Source organism: Micromonospora sp. WMMD710 (assembly GCF_029626045.1).
Lineage (GTDB): Bacteria > Actinomycetota > Actinomycetes > Mycobacteriales > Micromonosporaceae > Micromonospora.
Genome location: NZ_JARUBD010000001.1, coordinates 4,005,532 through 4,020,213, shown reverse-complemented (window position 1 = coordinate 4,020,213; position 14,682 = coordinate 4,005,532). Strand labels below are relative to the sequence as shown.

At 73.2% G+C, this 14,682-nt stretch carries 16 protein-coding genes; 9 read left to right on the top strand and 7 right to left on the bottom strand.

What is annotated here, in order from left to right:
* Positions 1–37: 37 nt before the first annotated feature.
* A complete protein-coding gene (locus O7620_RS18510) occupies positions 38–298 on the bottom strand; it encodes a YciI family protein (protein ID WP_151487616.1) in 261 nt (86 codons plus the stop codon).
* A gap of 363 nt (positions 299–661) precedes the next feature.
* Positions 662–784 carry a 50S ribosomal protein L36 gene (locus O7620_RS18505; RefSeq protein ID WP_030490864.1) on the bottom strand — a complete coding sequence of 41 codons (123 nt, stop codon included), beginning with the start codon at positions 782–784 and terminating at the stop codon, positions 662–664.
* A 123-nt stretch (positions 785–907) separates the two neighbouring features.
* Between O7620_RS18505 and O7620_RS18500 the strand changes: the two genes are divergently transcribed.
* Positions 908–1,822, top strand: coding sequence for a lytic polysaccharide monooxygenase (locus tag O7620_RS18500; RefSeq protein WP_278124054.1), 915 nt, complete (start codon positions 908–910; stop codon positions 1,820–1,822).
* 19 nt (positions 1,823–1,841) lie between these two features.
* Here O7620_RS18500 and mgrA read toward each other — a convergent pair whose 3' ends face one another.
* Positions 1,842–2,837, bottom strand: coding sequence for an L-glyceraldehyde 3-phosphate reductase (gene mgrA, locus O7620_RS18495; RefSeq protein ID WP_278124053.1), 996 nt, complete (start codon positions 2,835–2,837; stop codon positions 1,842–1,844).
* A 96-nt stretch (positions 2,838–2,933) separates the two neighbouring features.
* Between mgrA and O7620_RS18490 the strand changes: the two genes are divergently transcribed.
* From O7620_RS18490 to O7620_RS18460, 7 genes are all read left to right on the top strand, one after another.
* Positions 2,934–3,449: a hemerythrin domain-containing protein gene (locus tag O7620_RS18490; RefSeq protein ID WP_225854078.1), complete on the top strand. Its 516-nt coding sequence runs from the start codon at positions 2,934–2,936 to the stop codon at positions 3,447–3,449.
* Positions 3,450–3,503: 54 nt separating this feature from the next.
* On the top strand, positions 3,504–4,748 hold the full coding sequence (locus tag O7620_RS18485) for a histidine kinase (RefSeq protein WP_278124051.1): 1,245 nt from the start codon (positions 3,504–3,506) through the stop codon (positions 4,746–4,748).
* Entirely contained in the window at positions 4,745–5,395 is a 651-nt protein-coding gene (locus tag O7620_RS18480; protein ID WP_278124050.1) for a response regulator transcription factor, read from the top strand. The genes O7620_RS18485 and O7620_RS18480 overlap by 4 nt, the downstream gene beginning before the upstream one ends.
* 76 nt (positions 5,396–5,471) lie before the next feature.
* Entirely contained in the window at positions 5,472–6,605 is a 1,134-nt protein-coding gene (locus tag O7620_RS18475) for a hypothetical protein (protein WP_278124049.1), read from the top strand.
* Between the two features lies 1 nt (position 6,606).
* The gene (locus O7620_RS18470) at positions 6,607–8,067 is read left to right on the top strand and encodes a sigma 54-interacting transcriptional regulator (protein WP_151487611.1); all 1,461 of its coding nucleotides are present in this window, start codon (positions 6,607–6,609) and stop codon (positions 8,065–8,067) included.
* A gap of 2 nt (positions 8,068–8,069) precedes the next feature.
* Positions 8,070–10,022, top strand: coding sequence for a VWA domain-containing protein (locus O7620_RS18465; protein WP_278124047.1), 1,953 nt, complete (start codon positions 8,070–8,072; stop codon positions 10,020–10,022).
* A 28-nt stretch (positions 10,023–10,050) separates the two neighbouring features.
* Positions 10,051–10,515, top strand: a complete 465-nt coding sequence (locus tag O7620_RS18460; RefSeq protein WP_278124046.1) for a hypothetical protein — start codon at positions 10,051–10,053, stop codon at positions 10,513–10,515.
* Positions 10,516–10,715: 200 nt separating this feature from the next.
* On the opposite strand, the gene O7620_RS18455 is transcribed toward O7620_RS18460, so the two are convergent.
* Positions 10,716–11,705, bottom strand: coding sequence for a DJ-1/PfpI family protein (locus O7620_RS18455; protein WP_278124045.1), 990 nt, complete (start codon positions 11,703–11,705; stop codon positions 10,716–10,718).
* 70 nt (positions 11,706–11,775) lie between these two features.
* On the opposite strand from O7620_RS18455, the gene O7620_RS18450 reads away from it, so the two are divergent.
* On the top strand, positions 11,776–13,080 hold the full coding sequence (locus O7620_RS18450) for an MFS transporter (RefSeq protein ID WP_278124044.1): 1,305 nt from the start codon (positions 11,776–11,778) through the stop codon (positions 13,078–13,080).
* 8 nt (positions 13,081–13,088) lie between these two features.
* Here O7620_RS18450 and O7620_RS18445 read toward each other — a convergent pair whose 3' ends face one another.
* From O7620_RS18445 to O7620_RS18435, 3 genes are read right to left on the bottom strand one after another with little or no spacing between them, the layout of a single operon-like run.
* Entirely contained in the window at positions 13,089–13,805 is a 717-nt protein-coding gene (locus tag O7620_RS18445; protein ID WP_278124043.1) for an RICIN domain-containing protein, read from the bottom strand.
* A gap of 47 nt (positions 13,806–13,852) precedes the next feature.
* Positions 13,853–14,137 (bottom strand): DUF427 domain-containing protein, encoded by a 285-nt coding sequence (locus O7620_RS18440; RefSeq protein WP_151487605.1) that lies wholly within the window; start codon positions 14,135–14,137, stop codon positions 13,853–13,855.
* 60 nt (positions 14,138–14,197) lie between these two features.
* Positions 14,198–14,668 (bottom strand): YbaK/EbsC family protein, encoded by a 471-nt coding sequence (locus tag O7620_RS18435; protein WP_192580077.1) that lies wholly within the window; start codon positions 14,666–14,668, stop codon positions 14,198–14,200.
* Positions 14,669–14,682 lie beyond the last annotated feature (14 nt).

Below are 14,682 nucleotides of genomic sequence, written 5' to 3'. Positions count from 1 at the left end.
CCATCCGTAGAAGAGGCCGCGCGGGCGCGGCCGGCACCTAGCGGATGATCGGTGACCACTCCCGCTGGCTGACGATCGTCACTCCCGAGGTGCGGTAATACGGGTCCTCGGCGACGATCGCGGCGAACGCCTCGGCGTCCGGGACGTCGAAGACGAGCAGCGCGCCGGAATCGTCGGAGAACGGCCCGGCCATCACGAGCAGGCCCTCCCCGTGCAGGGCCTGGAGACGCTCCCGGTGCGCCGGTCGGGCGGCGAGCCGGTCGGGGTCGTCGCCGAAGGACAGCTCCAAGATGAACACGAGGTCCCCCTCACCGGGCCGACTCTTCCGAGGCACCCTAGTTCGGCGACAGCGCCGTCGCCAGGGAGTTCACCGCGACGGCGTCGAAGAACCGGGTCTGGACGTACGCCGGGTTGCTGGGCCAGCCGTCGATGAGCTGCCGGATGCGCAGCGGGACCTGGGCCGGCGGCGACGTCCGGGCGTGGGCGGCGGCCGCCCGGGTCGACCGGCGTGAGACCTGCTGCTGGCCCAGGCGGACCAGGTGGGCGTTGGCGTCCGGGTGGTCTTTCCCCCGTCGTCACGGGCGTCCGGGTACGCGAAAACGCCCCGACCGGAGTGACCCGGTCGGGGCGTTCATCGACTGTATGTCCGGTTGAGGGTTTATCAGCCCTGGCGGCTCTTCCACTGCGGGTTCGCGCGGTTCACCACGACCACCCGGCCACGACGGCGGACCACCACCGAACCCGGCTTCTGCTTCAGTGCACGCAACGAGCTACGTACCTTCATGTCTGCCTCCTCGGTGCAAGCGGTTCCGAGTATCGAAACGCTGGGCACCCCCGCCGGATTCCCGGCCATCCGGCGTCGAACCTTTGGCCCCCCGCGCCCGTACCACTGCTGGGAGGTCACGTCATGACCATGCGCCGAGTGCTCGCCGCCGTACTGGTCGCTGCCGCGACGGTGCCGCTGGCCGCCACGCCCGCCGCCGCGCACGGCGCCCCGACCGACCCGATCAGCCGGGCCGCGGCCTGCGGACCCGAGGGCCGGTACGCGGCCACCGCCGCCTGCCGGGCCGCTGTCCAGGCGGGCGCCGCCGTCCGCGAGTGGGACAACGTGCGGGTCGCCGCGATCAACGGCCGGGACCGGGAACGGATCCCGGACGGCGAGCTGTGCAGCGGCGGGCTGTCCGCGTACCGGGGACTGGACCTGCCCCGGACCGACTGGCCGTCCACCGAGGTGACCAGCGGCGCGACGTTCACCTTCCGGTACCGGACCACCATCGAGCACCGGGGCGCCTTCCGGCTTTACGTCACCCGGCCCGACTACGACCCCCGCGCACGGCTCACCTGGGCGGACCTGGAGGCGCGCCCCTTCCTGACGGTGACCGACCCGCCGGTGCGGGCCGGGGCGTACCAGCTGGCGGGTCGACTGCCGGCGGGCCGCGAGGGGCGGCACCTCATCTACACGATCTGGCAGAACTCCAACACCCCGGACACCTACTACTCCTGCTCGGACGTGGTGTTCCGCACGGCGAAGAGCGGCACGGCGAAAAGTGGCGCGGCGAAGAGCGCGCCGGCTGCTCCGCGTACCCCCGCGAGCCGGCCGCCCGCCACCGAGCAGGCGGTGGCGGCGGCGGCCGACCCGGGCGTCTCGGTGGCGTCGGTGACCAACCTCAGCGCCCGCTGGCCGGTGCTGGCCGGCTCCGCTGTCGTGCTCGTGCTGGCACTGCTGATCGGCGCGAGCCGGCGACGTCGCAGCGCCGCCGCCCCGGTCGGCCGGCAGTGCGAGGTACGCAACCACCGGGCCGGGCGGCGCCGGATCTGGTGACCCGGGCCGCCCGCACCGATCAGCCCAGGAGGCCGTCGATCTCGGTCAGTTCCTCGCCGGTGAAGTCGAGGTTGTCGAGCGCGGCGATGTTCGTCTCCAGCTGCTCCACGCTGCTTGCCCCGATGATCAGGCTGGTCATCCGCGGGTCCCGCAGCGCCCACGCGAGAGCGAGCTGCGCGAGGGACTGGCCGCGCCGCTCGGCGACCGCGCCGAGCCCCCGGATGGTGGCCATCCTGTCCTCGCTGAGGTCGCTCTCGTTGAGGAAGACGCTCGTGCGCACCCGCGAGTCCGCCGGGATGCCGCCCAGGTAACGGTCGGTCAGCAAGCCCTGGGCCAGCGGGCTGTACACGATGCACCCCGCCCCGACCTGCTCCAGCGTGTCGAGCAGGCCGTCGTCCTCGGTCCAGCGGTTGAGCATCGAGTACGACGGCTGGTTGATCAGCAGCGGCGTACCCAGCTCACGCAGGATCGCGGCGGCACGGGCGGTCTGCTCCGAGTTGTAGTTCGAGATGCCCACGTAGAGCGCCTTGCCGGAGCGCACGACGGCGTCCAACGCGCCCATCGTCTCCTCCAGCGGGGTGTCCGGATCGAAGCGGTGCGAGTAGAAGATGTCGACGTAGTCGAGCCCCATCCGAGCCAGCGACTGATCCAGCGAGGAGATCAGGTTCTTGCGCGAGCCCCACTCGCCGTACGGGCCGGGCCACATCAGGTAGCCGGCCTTGCTGGAGATGACCAGCTCGTCGCGGTACGGCTTGAGGTCGGTGGCGAGCAGCCGGCCGAAGTTCTGCTCCGCCGAGCCGGGCGGCGGCCCGTAATTGTTGGCCAGGTCGAAGTGGGTGACACCCAGGTCGAAGGCGCGCCGGACGATGTCACGCTGCCGGTCGAACGGGCGGTCCGGGCCGAAGTTGTGCCACAGCCCGAGCGAGACGGCGGGCAGCCGCAGGCCACTGCGTCCGCTGCGCCGGTAGGTCATGGTGTCGTAGCGGTCATCCGCGGCGAGGTAGGTCACGATCATGAGCCTAGCTCCGGCCGATGGTGCCGGGGATCGGGTGTGCGAACCGGGACATCGGGGTAGTTTCGACGCCATGCGGTTCGCCCGCCTCGCCGGGCCATGGGGAAAGTGAGCACAGTGGACGACATCACCGCGTTGATCCTGGACGACCACGCCGCCTTCCGGCGCGGCTTCGCCCGCCTCGACGACGCCCGCGACGAGCAGGAACTGCTCGCCATCTGGGACGCCCTCAACCTGCACCTCGACATCCACGCCGAGGCGGAGGAGGCGATCCTCTACCCGCACCTGGTGAAGCACGGCGACGACGGCGAGGACGAGACCGCCGACGCGATCGGCGACCACAACAAGATCCGCGACGCCATCGCCGAGTCGAAGCTGCACCCGGTCGGCTCGAAGCCCTGGTGGGAGGCGGTCGGCACGGCCCGCCGGGAGAACAGCGAACACCTGGCCGAGGAGGAGGACGAGGCGCTGCCCGACTTCCGCCGGCACGCCAGCTTCGAACTGCGCGCCGAGCTGGGCCAACGCTGGCTGACCTTCTACGGCGAGCACAAGAACGGCCGTAACCTGCCGTTCCGCGACAAGGACCCGAAGGAGTACGTCGCCGACCACCGCTGAGATCTCCCCGGTGCGGGGGAGTCGCACCCCGGGACGCGGCAGCAGAATGACCGGATGAGCTTCCGAGCGGCGCTGGGCCCGCTGGTTGCCGGCACCACCTGGCGGCGCGGAGTGTTCCTGCTGCTAGGCGGGGTGCTGGCGCTGCCGTACGGGCTGCTCGCGGTGACCTTCGCCCAGCTGCTCGCCGACTCGGAGATCCCCCGCCCCCTCGTGTACGCCCTGCTGGTGATCGCGGCGCTGATCGCCGTGGTGCCGCTGCTGCTGGACGGCAGCCGGGCACTGGAGATCGCCGCCGTACGGGCGTTGCTCGGCGTCGATCTGCCCGAACCCGCACCGGGCCACCGTGGCGACCGGGAGACCCGGCTGCGCAGCGCGCTCTGGATCGCCACGCACCTCATCGTCGGCGCTCTGGTGATGATCGCTCTGTTCAGCGCCCTGCCGATGGCGTTGGCGTTCATCGCCCAGCAGTTCGGCATCGGCGTCGAACTGACCAGCCGGGAACAGTTCGGCCCGCTGGACGGGCGGGACGGCGGGTGGCTGACCCTGACCGGGGTGGCGCTGCTGATCGGCCTCGGCTACGCCGTGGCCGGCCTCGGCGCACTCGCCGTGTCGATGGCGCCGGTGCTGCTCGGCCCCGCCCAGGCGGAGCGGATCGCCGCCCTGGAGGCGCGGGCCACCCGGCTCGCCGAACGCAACCGGCTGGCCCGGGAGTTGCACGACTCGATCGGCCACGCGCTGACCGTCGCCACCCTCCAGGCCGGGGCGGCCCGCCAGGTGCTCGACACCGACCCGGAGTTCGTCCGGCGGGCGCTCACCGCGATCGAGGACGTCGGGCGGACCGCCATGGACGAGCTGGACCACGTCCTCGGGCTGCTCCGGGAGACCGCCGGCGGCCCGCGGGGGGTGGCGCCGCAGCGTACCCTCGCCGACCTGGACCGGCTGGTCACCGACACCCGCGCGGCCGGGCTGACGGTGCACGCGCATCGCGTCGGCGACCCGGCGCGGCTGCCCGCGGCGGTCTCCCGGGAGGGCTACCGGATCGTCCAGGAGGGACTGACCAACGCCGCCCGGTACGGCCACGGGCCGGTGACGCTGCGGCTGGACCTGTGGCCGGACGCGCTGGAACTGGAACTGGTCAACGCGATGAGCCGCCCCGACCGGGCCGACACGGGGCGGTCCGGTCGGGGCCTGGACGGCATGCGGGAACGGGTCCTGCTGCTCGGCGGTCGGCTCACCGTCGGGCCGGACGGTGACCGCTGGCTGATCCGGGCCCGCCTGCCGTACGAGGAGACGCCATGACCACCGGAGTGCTGATCGTCGACGACGACGAGCTGATCCGGGTCGGACTGCGGGCCATCATCGACGCCCAACCCGACCTACGGGTGCTCGCCGAGGCCGCCGACGGCGCCGAGGTGCCGCCCCTGGTGGCCCGGCACCGGCCGGACGTGGTGCTGATGGACGTGCGGATGCCTGGCATCGACGGCATCCAGGCCACCCGGCACCTGCTGGCCACGTCCGCCGCCCCGCCCCGGGTGCTGGTGGTCACCACGTTCGCCAACGACGAGTACGTCTACCAGGCGCTGCGCGCCGGCGCCTCCGGTTTCCTGCTCAAACGGGCCCGGCCGGCCGAGGTGGTGGAGGCCGTCCGGGTGGTCGCGGCCGGGGAGTCGCTGCTGTTCCCGGCCGCGATCCGCCAGCTCGTCGGGGCGTACGGGCCGGCCGGTGGCGACCGGCTGCGCGCCGCCCGGCTCACCGAACGGGAGGCCGAGGTGCTGCGGCTCATGTCCACCGGCCGGTCCAACCCGGAGATCGCCGCGCACCTCGTGGTGGGGGTGGAGACGGTCAAGACGCACGTCGGCAACGTGCTGGCGAAGCTGGGCGTCCGGGACCGTACGCAGGCCGTCATCGCCGCCTACGAGTCCGGCTTCGTCACCCCGTCGGGCTGAGCGTTCCCTCCGGTGGGGGAGCCGGTTCACCGCTGCCCGGGAGGGAACCGACCGGCCGTCGGCCGAGGCTGAGAGCATGACAACGATCACTGCCTCCCGGCCCCGTCGCGACTCCCGATGGCCGGACCGGCTCGCCCCGATGGCCGCCGGCTGGCTCGGCCTGTGGGGCGTACTGGCCCTGCTCGGCACACTCACCGGCACCGGTTACCCGTTCGGCGCGAACGATCCGCACGGCGGCGAGGTCAACCTGCTGCGCCTGGTGCCGGTGGACCTGGCCACCCCGCTCTTCGCGGGCGTCCTGCTCACCGCCGCGGTGGCCGCACTGGCGATGAGCCGCCCGGCGGTCCGTCCACCCGGCCCGCTGCGGGCGCTGCTCGCCGGCTACGGCTGGGCGGTGGCGTTCGTACTCGCCGTGGTCGTCCCGGACTCCCGGGTGCTGGTCATCCTCGGCTACCTGCCGATGCTGATCATCGGGGCACCGTTCGGCTGGCCGCCGGTCGACTACTCCGAGATCTTCACCTGGGCGCTGTTCGCCCGGTTCGCCGCCCTGGTCGGCGGGCTGCTGCTGGCCGGTGCGGTGCTCGCCTGGCAGCGCCGTACCGCCGGATCCTGCGTCGGGTGCGGCCGCGACGACACCGACCAGGGCTGGACCACCCCGGCCGCCGCCGCGCGCTGGGGTCGGTGGGCCGCCGGCATCGCCGCGGCCATCCCACTGGCGTACGCGTCGACCCGGTTCGCCTGGGCGGCCGGCATCCCGCTGGGCATCTCCCGGGAGTTCCTGACCGAGATGCAGGACACCGGGCTGGTGTGGGCCGGGTTCGGGTTGGGGGCGTTCGCCACCGTCGGCGCGATCCTCACCCTCGGGCTGGTGCGGAGCTGGGGCGAACGGTTCCCCCCGCTGGATGGTCGGGCTCGCCGGTCGCCGGGTGCCGGTGACGCTGGCCGTGGTGCCGGCCACGCTGGTCGCCATCGCGGTGACCGCGGCCTCGTTGGGACTGCTCAGCAACCCCAAATTCTGGGAACTCACCGGCGGGATCAGCCTGACCGGGGCGCCGATGCTGCTCTGGCCGGTGTGGGGTGTGGCGCTCGGTGCGGCCACGTACGCGTACCACCTGCGTCGCCGCGGCGCGTGCCGGCGCTGCGACCGGGCGTGATTCCGGCGGTGGGGGCGCCCCGCGATGCCCGGGGCGCCCTGGAAAATGTGAGCTAGCGTGGGTCGGGTGACTGCGCCTAACCCGGTAATCCCGGTTCCACCGGCCGACCTGCCCGGCACGCTCGGCGCGCTACGGGCGGCCGGTCACCAGTACCGCACCGTCAAGCAGGAACTCCGCGACAACCTCCTCGCCCGGATGCGTTCCGGCGAGCCCCGTTTTCCCGGCATCGTCGGCTACGACGACAGCGTCCTGCCCGAGGTCGAGCGGGCCCTGCTCGCCGGGCACGACATGGTGCTGCTCGGCGAGCGCGGCCAGGGCAAGACCCGACTGATCCGCGCACTCGGCGGCCTGCTCGACGAGTGGACCCCGGTGATTGCGGGCTCGGTCCTCAACGAGCACCCGATGCACCCGCTCACCCCGGCGTCCCGCGCCCAGGTCGCGGAGGCCGGCGACGACCTGCCGGTCGGCTGGCTGCACCGCTCGATGCGCTACGGCGAGAAGTTGGCCACCCCGGACACCAGCGTCGGTGACCTGATCGGTGACGTCGACCCGATCCGGATCGCCCAGGGTCGTACCCTCGGTGACCCGGAGACGATCCACTTCGGGCTGGTGCCGCGCACCAACCGGGGCATCTTCGCCGTCAACGAACTTCCCGACCTGGCCGAACGCATCCAGGTGGCCCTGCTCAACGTGCTCGAGGAGCGGGACATCCAGGTCCGCGGCTACCAGCTGCGCCTCCCCCTGGACCTGCTGCTGGTGGCCAGCGCCAACCCGGAGGACTACACCAACCGGGGTCGGATCATCACCCCGCTGAAGGACCGGTTCGGTGCGGAGATCCGTACCCACTACCCGGTCGACCTGGAGTTGGAGCTGGCGCTGATCCGCCAGGAGGCTGACCTGGTCGCCGACGTGCCGGAGCACGTACTGGAGGTGCTGGCGCGCTTCGCCCGCGCGGTGCGGGAGTCGCCGTCGGTGGATCCGCGCTCCGGCGTCTCCGCCCGGTTCGCCATCGCCGCCGCCGAGACCGTCGCCGGTGCCGCGTTGCGCCGCGCCGGCCTGCTTGCCGCCGTCGGCACCCCGGAGGACCGCCCCGAGGCCGCCGTGGCGCGCGTCGGTGACGCCGTGTCGGTGACCAGCACGTTGCGGGGCAAGGTGGAGTTCGAAAGCGGCGAGGAGGGGCGGGAGATCGAGATCCTCGCCCACCTGCTGCGGACCGCGACCGCCGAGACGTTCCGGGCGCACCTGGCCGGGCTGGACCTGTCCGGGTTCACCGCCCTGGTCGACGACGGCGCCGCCATCGAGACCGGAGAGCTGGTCAGCTCCGCCGAACTGCTGCGCCAGGTCGGCACCGTACCCGGCCTGGCGAAGGTCCTGGACCGGCTCGGCCTGGGTGACGCGCCAACCCCGGAGGAGGCCGCCGCCGCCGTCGAGTTCGTGCTGGAAGGACTGCACCTCACCCGACGGCTCGGCAAGGACGTCACCGACTCGGGGCGCACCGTCTACGGCGGCCGGGGCTGACCGTGGCCGGCAACCGGTTCCGGTACGGGCAGTGGAACGGCGGGCCCGACCCGCTCGCACCCCCGTACGACGTGCGTGAGGCGGTGGACGCGGTCGGCGCCGAGGTGCTGGCCGGCGGCAGCCTGCGGGAGGCGCTGCGTGATCTGCTGCGCCGTGGTCCGCAGGGACGCGGTGGCCTGGACGACCTGGCCGCCCGGGCCCGGCGGCTACGCCGAGAGGCGCTGAGTCGGGGTGATCTGGACGGCGCGGTGACCCGCGCACAGGCACTGCTCGACCAGGCCCTCGCCGCCGAGCGGGACGAGCTGCGGGGTCGCGACGACGACGCCGCGCGGTTCGCCGAGTCGGTGCTGGACAACCTGCCCCGTTCCACCGCTCGTGCGGTGGAGGAGCTGTCCGGCTACCAGTGGGCCAGCGACGATGCCCGCCGCTCGTACCAGCAGATCCTCGACCAGCTCCGCGACGACGTCCTCGGTCAGCGGTTCGCCGGGCTGCGCGACGCGGTGCGCGCCTCGGCCGACCCGGCCGCCCAGCAGCGGCTCGCCGAGATGATGGGCGACCTGAACGACCTGCTGGCCCGGCACGCCCGCGCGGAGGACACCACCGACGCGTTCGCCGAGTTCATGCGCCGGCACGGCGACTTCTTCCCGGAGAAGCCGGAGACCGTGGACGAGCTGATCGACGTCCTCGCCCGCCGCTCGGCGGCCGGCGAGCGGCTGATGAACTCGCTGTCCGACCGGCAGCGGGCCGAGCTGGCCGGCCTGATGCACCAGTCGCTCGGCGACCGCCTCGCCGGGGAGCTGTCCGCGCTCGACGCGAACCTGCGGGCGCTGCGGCCCGATCTGCGGTGGGGGCGCGGCGAGCGGGTCCGCGGCGAGCAGCCGCTGGACTACGCCGACGCGGCCGGCGCGTTGGGTGAGATCGGCGACCTGGACGACCTGCTGGATCAGCTCGACCAGGAGCACCCCGGGGCCACCCTCGACGACGTGGACGTCGACGCCGTGGCCCGGACACTGGGCCGGGACGCCGCCGACGACGTCCGCCGCCTGCGCGAGCTGGAGCGCGAGCTGCGCCGGCAGGGCTGGGTGAGTCGGGACGCGGAGGGGCTCACGCTGAGCCCGAAGGCGCTGCGCCGGCTCGGCGGGACCGCGCTGCGGCGGGTCTTCGCCGAGCTGACCGCCGGGCCACGCGGCCAGCACGACCTCCGCTCGGCGGGTGCGGCGGGCGAGGTCAGCGGCGCGTCGCGCCCCTGGGAGTACGGCGACGAGCAGCCGCTGGACGTGGTCCGCACGCTGACCCGGGCGGTTCGCCGGGCCGGGCCGACGGTCCCGCTGCAACTCGCCGTGGACGACTTCGAGGTGGTGGAGACCGAGAAGCGGGCCTCCGCCGCGGTGGTGCTCTGCGTCGACCTGTCGTACTCGATGATCTCCCAGGGTCGTTGGGGGCCGATGAAGCAGACGGCGCTGGCGCTGGCGCACCTGATGGAGACCCGTTTCCCGCAGGACGCGTTGCAGATCGTCGGGTTCGGCCGGGAGGCGATGACGCTCACCCAGCAGGAGTTGGCGGCCGTCGAGCCGGACATGGAGCAGGGCACGAACCTCCAGCATGCGTTGCGGCTGGCCGGACGGCACCTGCGTCGACACCCGGACGCCGAGCCGGTGGTGCTGGTGGTCACCGACGGCGAACCGACCGCCCACCTGGACCCGGACGACGGGGAGGCGCTGTTCCACTGGCCGCCGCTGCCGGAGACGATCGAGGCGACGGTCCGTGAGGTGGACCGGCTCAGCCGCTACGGCGCCACGCTCAACCTGTTCATGCTCGGCGACGACCCGGGCCTGCGGCGCTTCGTCGACGCGGTGGCCCGCCGCAGCCGTGGCCGCATGTTCACCCCGGACACCGACGACCTGGGCGAGTACGTGGTCAGCGACTACCTCCGCTCCCGCCAATCCCGCCGCTAACCCGCGCCGGGACGGGTTGACTGGGGGGATGGAGAGCGGGGGTTTGCGGCGGGCCTACGGCGCGGTGTTCGCGGAGATTGACGCGGGTTCCTTCGGGGTGGCGCCGGAGGGGCAGCTCAGCGCCGAGCAGATCGTCGCGCATCTGGTGGCCAACGACGAGCTGATGATCCAGGCCACCGAGGCGTTGCTGGCCGGGTCGCCGTTCGCCTACTACGAGCTGGAGGAGGACGTGCACCGGCCGCAGCTCGACGCGCTGGTCGCTGAGCAGGGCGGTCTACGCGGCGTGACGGCGCTGCTGCACGGCACCAGCGACCGCCTGTGCGCCCTGGTCGACCGGCTCGGCCTGGCCGTGGAAACCCCGGTCGAGACGCATCTACGCGAGGGCTTCGACCTCGTCGTCGACGAGCCGCTGCCCTGGTCCCGCACCCTCGACCTGCACGCCCGGGTCCACCTCCCCAAACACCAGTCCCAACTACACCTGCTCCGGGCCTGAGCAGCGGCGGTCGTGCGCCGGCCGGTCCGGGTGGGGCCGTCCTGGTCTATTGAGAGTGATGCCTGTGAGTCATCTTGATGACTCACAGGCATCACGCTCGAAGTAGTGCTGCCCCCCGACCGGAGGAGCCCGGCAACCGGGCGACAGCATGTGCACGGTCGCGGGAAGCGGGTCGCGGGAAGCGGGAAGCGGGTGGCGGGTCAGCCGTTGATCAGCTCGGCGCGGGGGTGGAAGGTGCGGCGGTAGGTCGAGGGCGCCACGCCGATGCGCTGGTGGAGTTGTTGGCGCAGGGCGGCCGTGGTGCCGAAGCCGCTGCGGTGGGCGATCTGGTCCACGGTGAGGTCCGTCGTCTCCAGCAGCAGCCGCGCGTGGTCCGTGCGCTGTTGCAGCAGCCACTGTGCCGGGCTCAGCCCGGTCTCCGACCGGAACCGCCGGGTGAAGGTGCGCACGCTCATCCGGGCCTGCTCGGCCAGGTCGCGCAGGGCGATCGGCTCGTGCAGCCGCTGCCGGGCCCATTCGCGGGCGGTCGCGGTGCTGGCGTCGCTGACCTTCGGCACCGGCTGTTCGATGTACTGCGCCTGCCCGCCGTCGCGCCACGGCGGCATCACGCAGCGGCGGGCCGCCCGGTTGGCCACCTCACTGCCGTGGTCGAGGCGGATGACGTGCAGGCAGAGGTCGATGCCGGCGGCCACTCCGGCCGAGGTGAGCACCCGGTCGTCGACGATGAAGAGCACTCCCGGGTCGAGGTCCACCCGCGGGTGCAGGCGGCGGAACTGCTCGGCGTACGCCCAGTGGGTGGTCGCCCGACGCCCGTCGAGCAGGCCCGCGGCGGCCAGCACGAACGCACCGGTGCAGATCGACATGATTCGGGCGCCCCGCTCGTACGCCGCGCGCAGCGCCTCGGCCACCTCCGGCTCGACGATGCCCGAGGTCAACGCGCTGCCGGCGTGGATGCCCGGCACGATCACCGTGTCGGTGGTCTCGAGCAGCTCCAGACCGTGGTCGGGGACCACCTGAAAGCCGGCGGTGCTGCGGACCGGCTGCCCGCCCGGGGTGCACACCCGCACGTCGTAGAAGGGTGCCCCGTCGGTGCCCCGGGCGGTGCTGAAGACCTGGGACGGAGTGCCCAGGTCCAGGCCGACCACGTGGTCGAGGGCGAGGACGGCGATCCGGTGCGGGCGTACGCTCATGGCCCGATTATTGCGCATGATGGCTTTCCGGCCACTCGCCGCCGTCCTCGGTGCCGCCCAGACTTGTCGCGTGACCAAGAACCGCCGCCTGCATCCCGCCTGGCTCGTCGCCGCCGTCGCCTTCGTGGCGCTGGTCGGCGCGGCCGGTTTCCGCGCCACACCGTCGGTGCTGCTGCACCCCCTGCACGAGGAGTTCGGCTGGCCACTGGCCACCATCTCCGCCGCCGTGTCGGTCAACCTGCTGCTCTACGGGCTCACCGCGCCGTTCGCCGCCGCGCTGATGGACCGGTTCGGCATCCGTCGGGTGGTCTCGGTGGCGCTGCTGCTGGTGGCCGCGGGCAGCGGGTTGACCGTCTTCATGACCGCGAGCTGGCAGTTGTGGCTCTGCTGGGGTGTGCTGGTCGGTCTGGGCACCGGCTCGATGGCCCTGGCGTTCGTGGCCACCATCACCGGTCGCTGGTTCGTGCACCGCCGGGGCCTGGTCACCGGTGTGCTGACCGCCGGCGGCGCGGCCGGGCAACTCGTCTTCCTGCCGCTGATCGCCGTGCTGGTGCGCGACCACGGTTGGCGCACGGCGGCGCTCGTCGTGGCCGGAGCCGCGCTGGTGGTCGTACCCCTGGTGGTGTGGCTGCTGCGCGAGCACCCGGCGGATCTCGGGCTGCCGGCCTACGGCGCGACCGAGGTCGTCGCGGCGCCGCCGCCGGCCGGCGGCGCGGCGAGCCGGGCGTTGGGCGCGCTGGCCGCCGCGGCCCGGACCCGGCCGTTCTGGCTGCTGGCCGGCGGGTTCGCGATCTGCGGCGCGACCACCAACGGCCTCGTCGGTACGCACTTCGTGCCGGCCGCGCACGACCACGGCATGGCCGAGACCACGGCGGCGGGGCTGCTCGCGCTGGTCGGGTTGTTCGACATCGTCGGCACCATCGCCTCCGGCTGGCTGACCGACCGGGTGGACAGCCGGCTGCTGCTCGGCGCCTACTACGCGCTGCGCGGGCTGTCGCTGCTGGTGCTGCCGAGCCTGTTCGCGGGCACCGCCAGGCCGAGCATGCTGGTGTTCATCATCTTCTACGGCCTGGACTGGGTGGCCACCGTGCCGCCGACGGTGGCGCTGTGCCGCGAGTACTTCGGCGGCGCGGGAGCGGTGGTGTTCGGCTGGGTGTTCGCCGCGCACCAGCTCGGGGCGGCGGTCGCGGCGACGGGTGCGGGGCTGGTGCGGGACCGGCTCGGCGACTACGCGCTGGCCTGGTACGTGGCCGGCGCCCTGTCGATCGGTGCCGCCGGTCTGTCGTTGCTGCTGCGTCACCGGCCGGGCCGACCGGTGACGGAGGCCGTCCTGGCCGCCGCGACCGCACCCCGGGCCTGGAGCTACCGGGGCTGAGCGGGCGGTCAGCCCACGATCCACTGTTGGGCTGGCCGTCCGTCACAGGGCCGCTGCCGGACGTCGTCCCCGGCTTCGACCCCGTCGTCGTCGACCTGCCCGCACTTGCCGCTGTGCACCGCCACGAGCAGCACCGGACCGGCGCCGGTGGCGGGCAGCCGCCACTGCTGGTTGGGCTCACCGTGGCAGGGGAACTGCTGCAACCGTGCCCCGTCATCGCCGCTGCCGCCCTCGACGTCGAGGCACTGCCCGTGGGCGGCGTTGGTCAACGTCACCGTGTCCGGGCCGATCGGGCTGACCACCCACTGCTGCTCCGGGCCACCGGTGCAGACGGCCAACTCGGCCTCGGCCTTCTCACCGTCACCGTTGAGCCCCAGGCAGAGCCCGGAGACCGACCGCAGCACCCGGGGCCCGGTGGCCGGCGCGGCCGGGGTGGTCGCCGAGGGGGTCGGCGACGGCTCGACCGAGGGCGTCGGGCTCGGCTCGGCCGCCGGCGTGGTGGGCTCCGCCGCACTGGACGGCACGCCGACCGTGGACGGCACCACCGGCTCGTCGTCACCGCCGAGCAGCCCGGTGGCGAAGACCACCCCGAGGAGTACGCCCACCAGCCCGACCGCCAGCGCCACCCGCAGCAGCGGATCGGCCAGCGGGCCGGAGCGCGCCGCCCGTCGGCTGCCGCCGTAGACGGTGCCGGCGGGGTCGGGGCGATTCTCGGGCGCGGGCATACGGGACATCCTCACCCACCGCCGCCGGCCACGGCCAGCCCGGGCGGTCAGTCGACGACCCGGACGTCCTTCCAGAACGCCACCCGGTCACGCACCATCTCGGCGTCCGGCTTGGGCTCCGGGTAGTACCAGACCGCGTCCTCGCTGGTGCTGCCCTCGTGCGCGAGGGTGTAGTACGAGGCGGTGCCCTTCCACGGGCAGACGGTGTGCGTCGCGGACTCGCGGATCAGGTCGTCGCGCAGGGCGGAGCGGGGGAAGTAGTGGTTGCCCTCCACCAGCACGGTGTCGTCGCTCTCGGCGATGACCAGGTCGTTCCACACGGCTTTCGGCATGCCCCCAACACTAGGCCGTCGCACCGACGACGACATCTCCCAGCGGGTCGGCTGCACCTCTCAGCGGGTGGGCTGCGGATCGGTGACGTCGGCCACGGTGGCATCGAGGGCGGTGATCGCGGCATCCGCGTCGATCGCGACGGCGAGGCCACGCTCGCCGGCACCCAGGGTGATCTGCCGGCCGCGAATCCGTTCGTCGGCGATCACCGGCCAGGCCGTGCTCGCGCCGAACGGGGTGATGGTGCCGCGCTCGTACCCGGTCGCGGCCAGGGCGCCGGCCGCGTCGGGCATGGAGAGCCGGTGCACCCCGAGCAGGGCGCGCAGCTTCGGCCAGGAGATCACCCGGTCCCCGGGGGTGAGCACGAACAGGTGGTCATCCTCACCCCGACGGACCACGATCGTCTTGACCACGTCGGCGACGGCGACGCCCCGGACGGCGGCGGCCTCGGCCAGGCTGCCGACCGCACCGTGGCTGACCAGCCGGTATGGCAGTCCGGCGGAGTCCAGGGCGACGATCGCGGGCGATGGCATGCCCGCCACGGTAA

Bases quoted from the DNA above. Each gene is read 5' to 3' on its own strand.
- O7620_RS18500 (WP_278124054.1), top strand. From the start codon at position 908: ATGACCATGCGCCGAGTGCTCGCCGCCGTACTGGTCGCTGCCGCGACG.
- O7620_RS18480 (WP_278124050.1), top strand. From the start codon at position 4,745: ATGACCACCGGAGTGCTGATCGTCGACGACGACGAGCTGATCCGGGTC.
- O7620_RS18475 (WP_278124049.1), top strand. From the start codon at position 5,472: ATGACAACGATCACTGCCTCCCGGCCCCGTCGCGACTCCCGATGGCCG.
- O7620_RS18490 (WP_225854078.1), top strand. From the start codon at position 2,934: ATGGGGAAAGTGAGCACAGTGGACGACATCACCGCGTTGATCCTGGAC.
- O7620_RS18455 (WP_278124045.1), bottom strand. From the start codon at position 11,705: ATGAGCGTACGCCCGCACCGGATCGCCGTCCTCGCCCTCGACCACGTG.
- O7620_RS18435 (WP_192580077.1), bottom strand. From the start codon at position 14,668: ATGCCATCGCCCGCGATCGTCGCCCTGGACTCCGCCGGACTGCCATAC.
- O7620_RS18460 (WP_278124046.1), top strand. From the start codon at position 10,051: ATGGAGAGCGGGGGTTTGCGGCGGGCCTACGGCGCGGTGTTCGCGGAG.
- O7620_RS18485 (WP_278124051.1), top strand. From the start codon at position 3,504: ATGAGCTTCCGAGCGGCGCTGGGCCCGCTGGTTGCCGGCACCACCTGG.
- O7620_RS18445 (WP_278124043.1), bottom strand. From the start codon at position 13,805: ATGCCCGCGCCCGAGAATCGCCCCGACCCCGCCGGCACCGTCTACGGC.
- mgrA (WP_278124053.1), bottom strand. From the start codon at position 2,837: ATGATCGTGACCTACCTCGCCGCGGATGACCGCTACGACACCATGACC.
- O7620_RS18505 (WP_030490864.1), bottom strand. From the start codon at position 784: ATGAAGGTACGTAGCTCGTTGCGTGCACTGAAGCAGAAGCCGGGTTCG.
- O7620_RS18440 (WP_151487605.1), bottom strand. From the start codon at position 14,137: ATGCCGAAAGCCGTGTGGAACGACCTGGTCATCGCCGAGAGCGACGAC.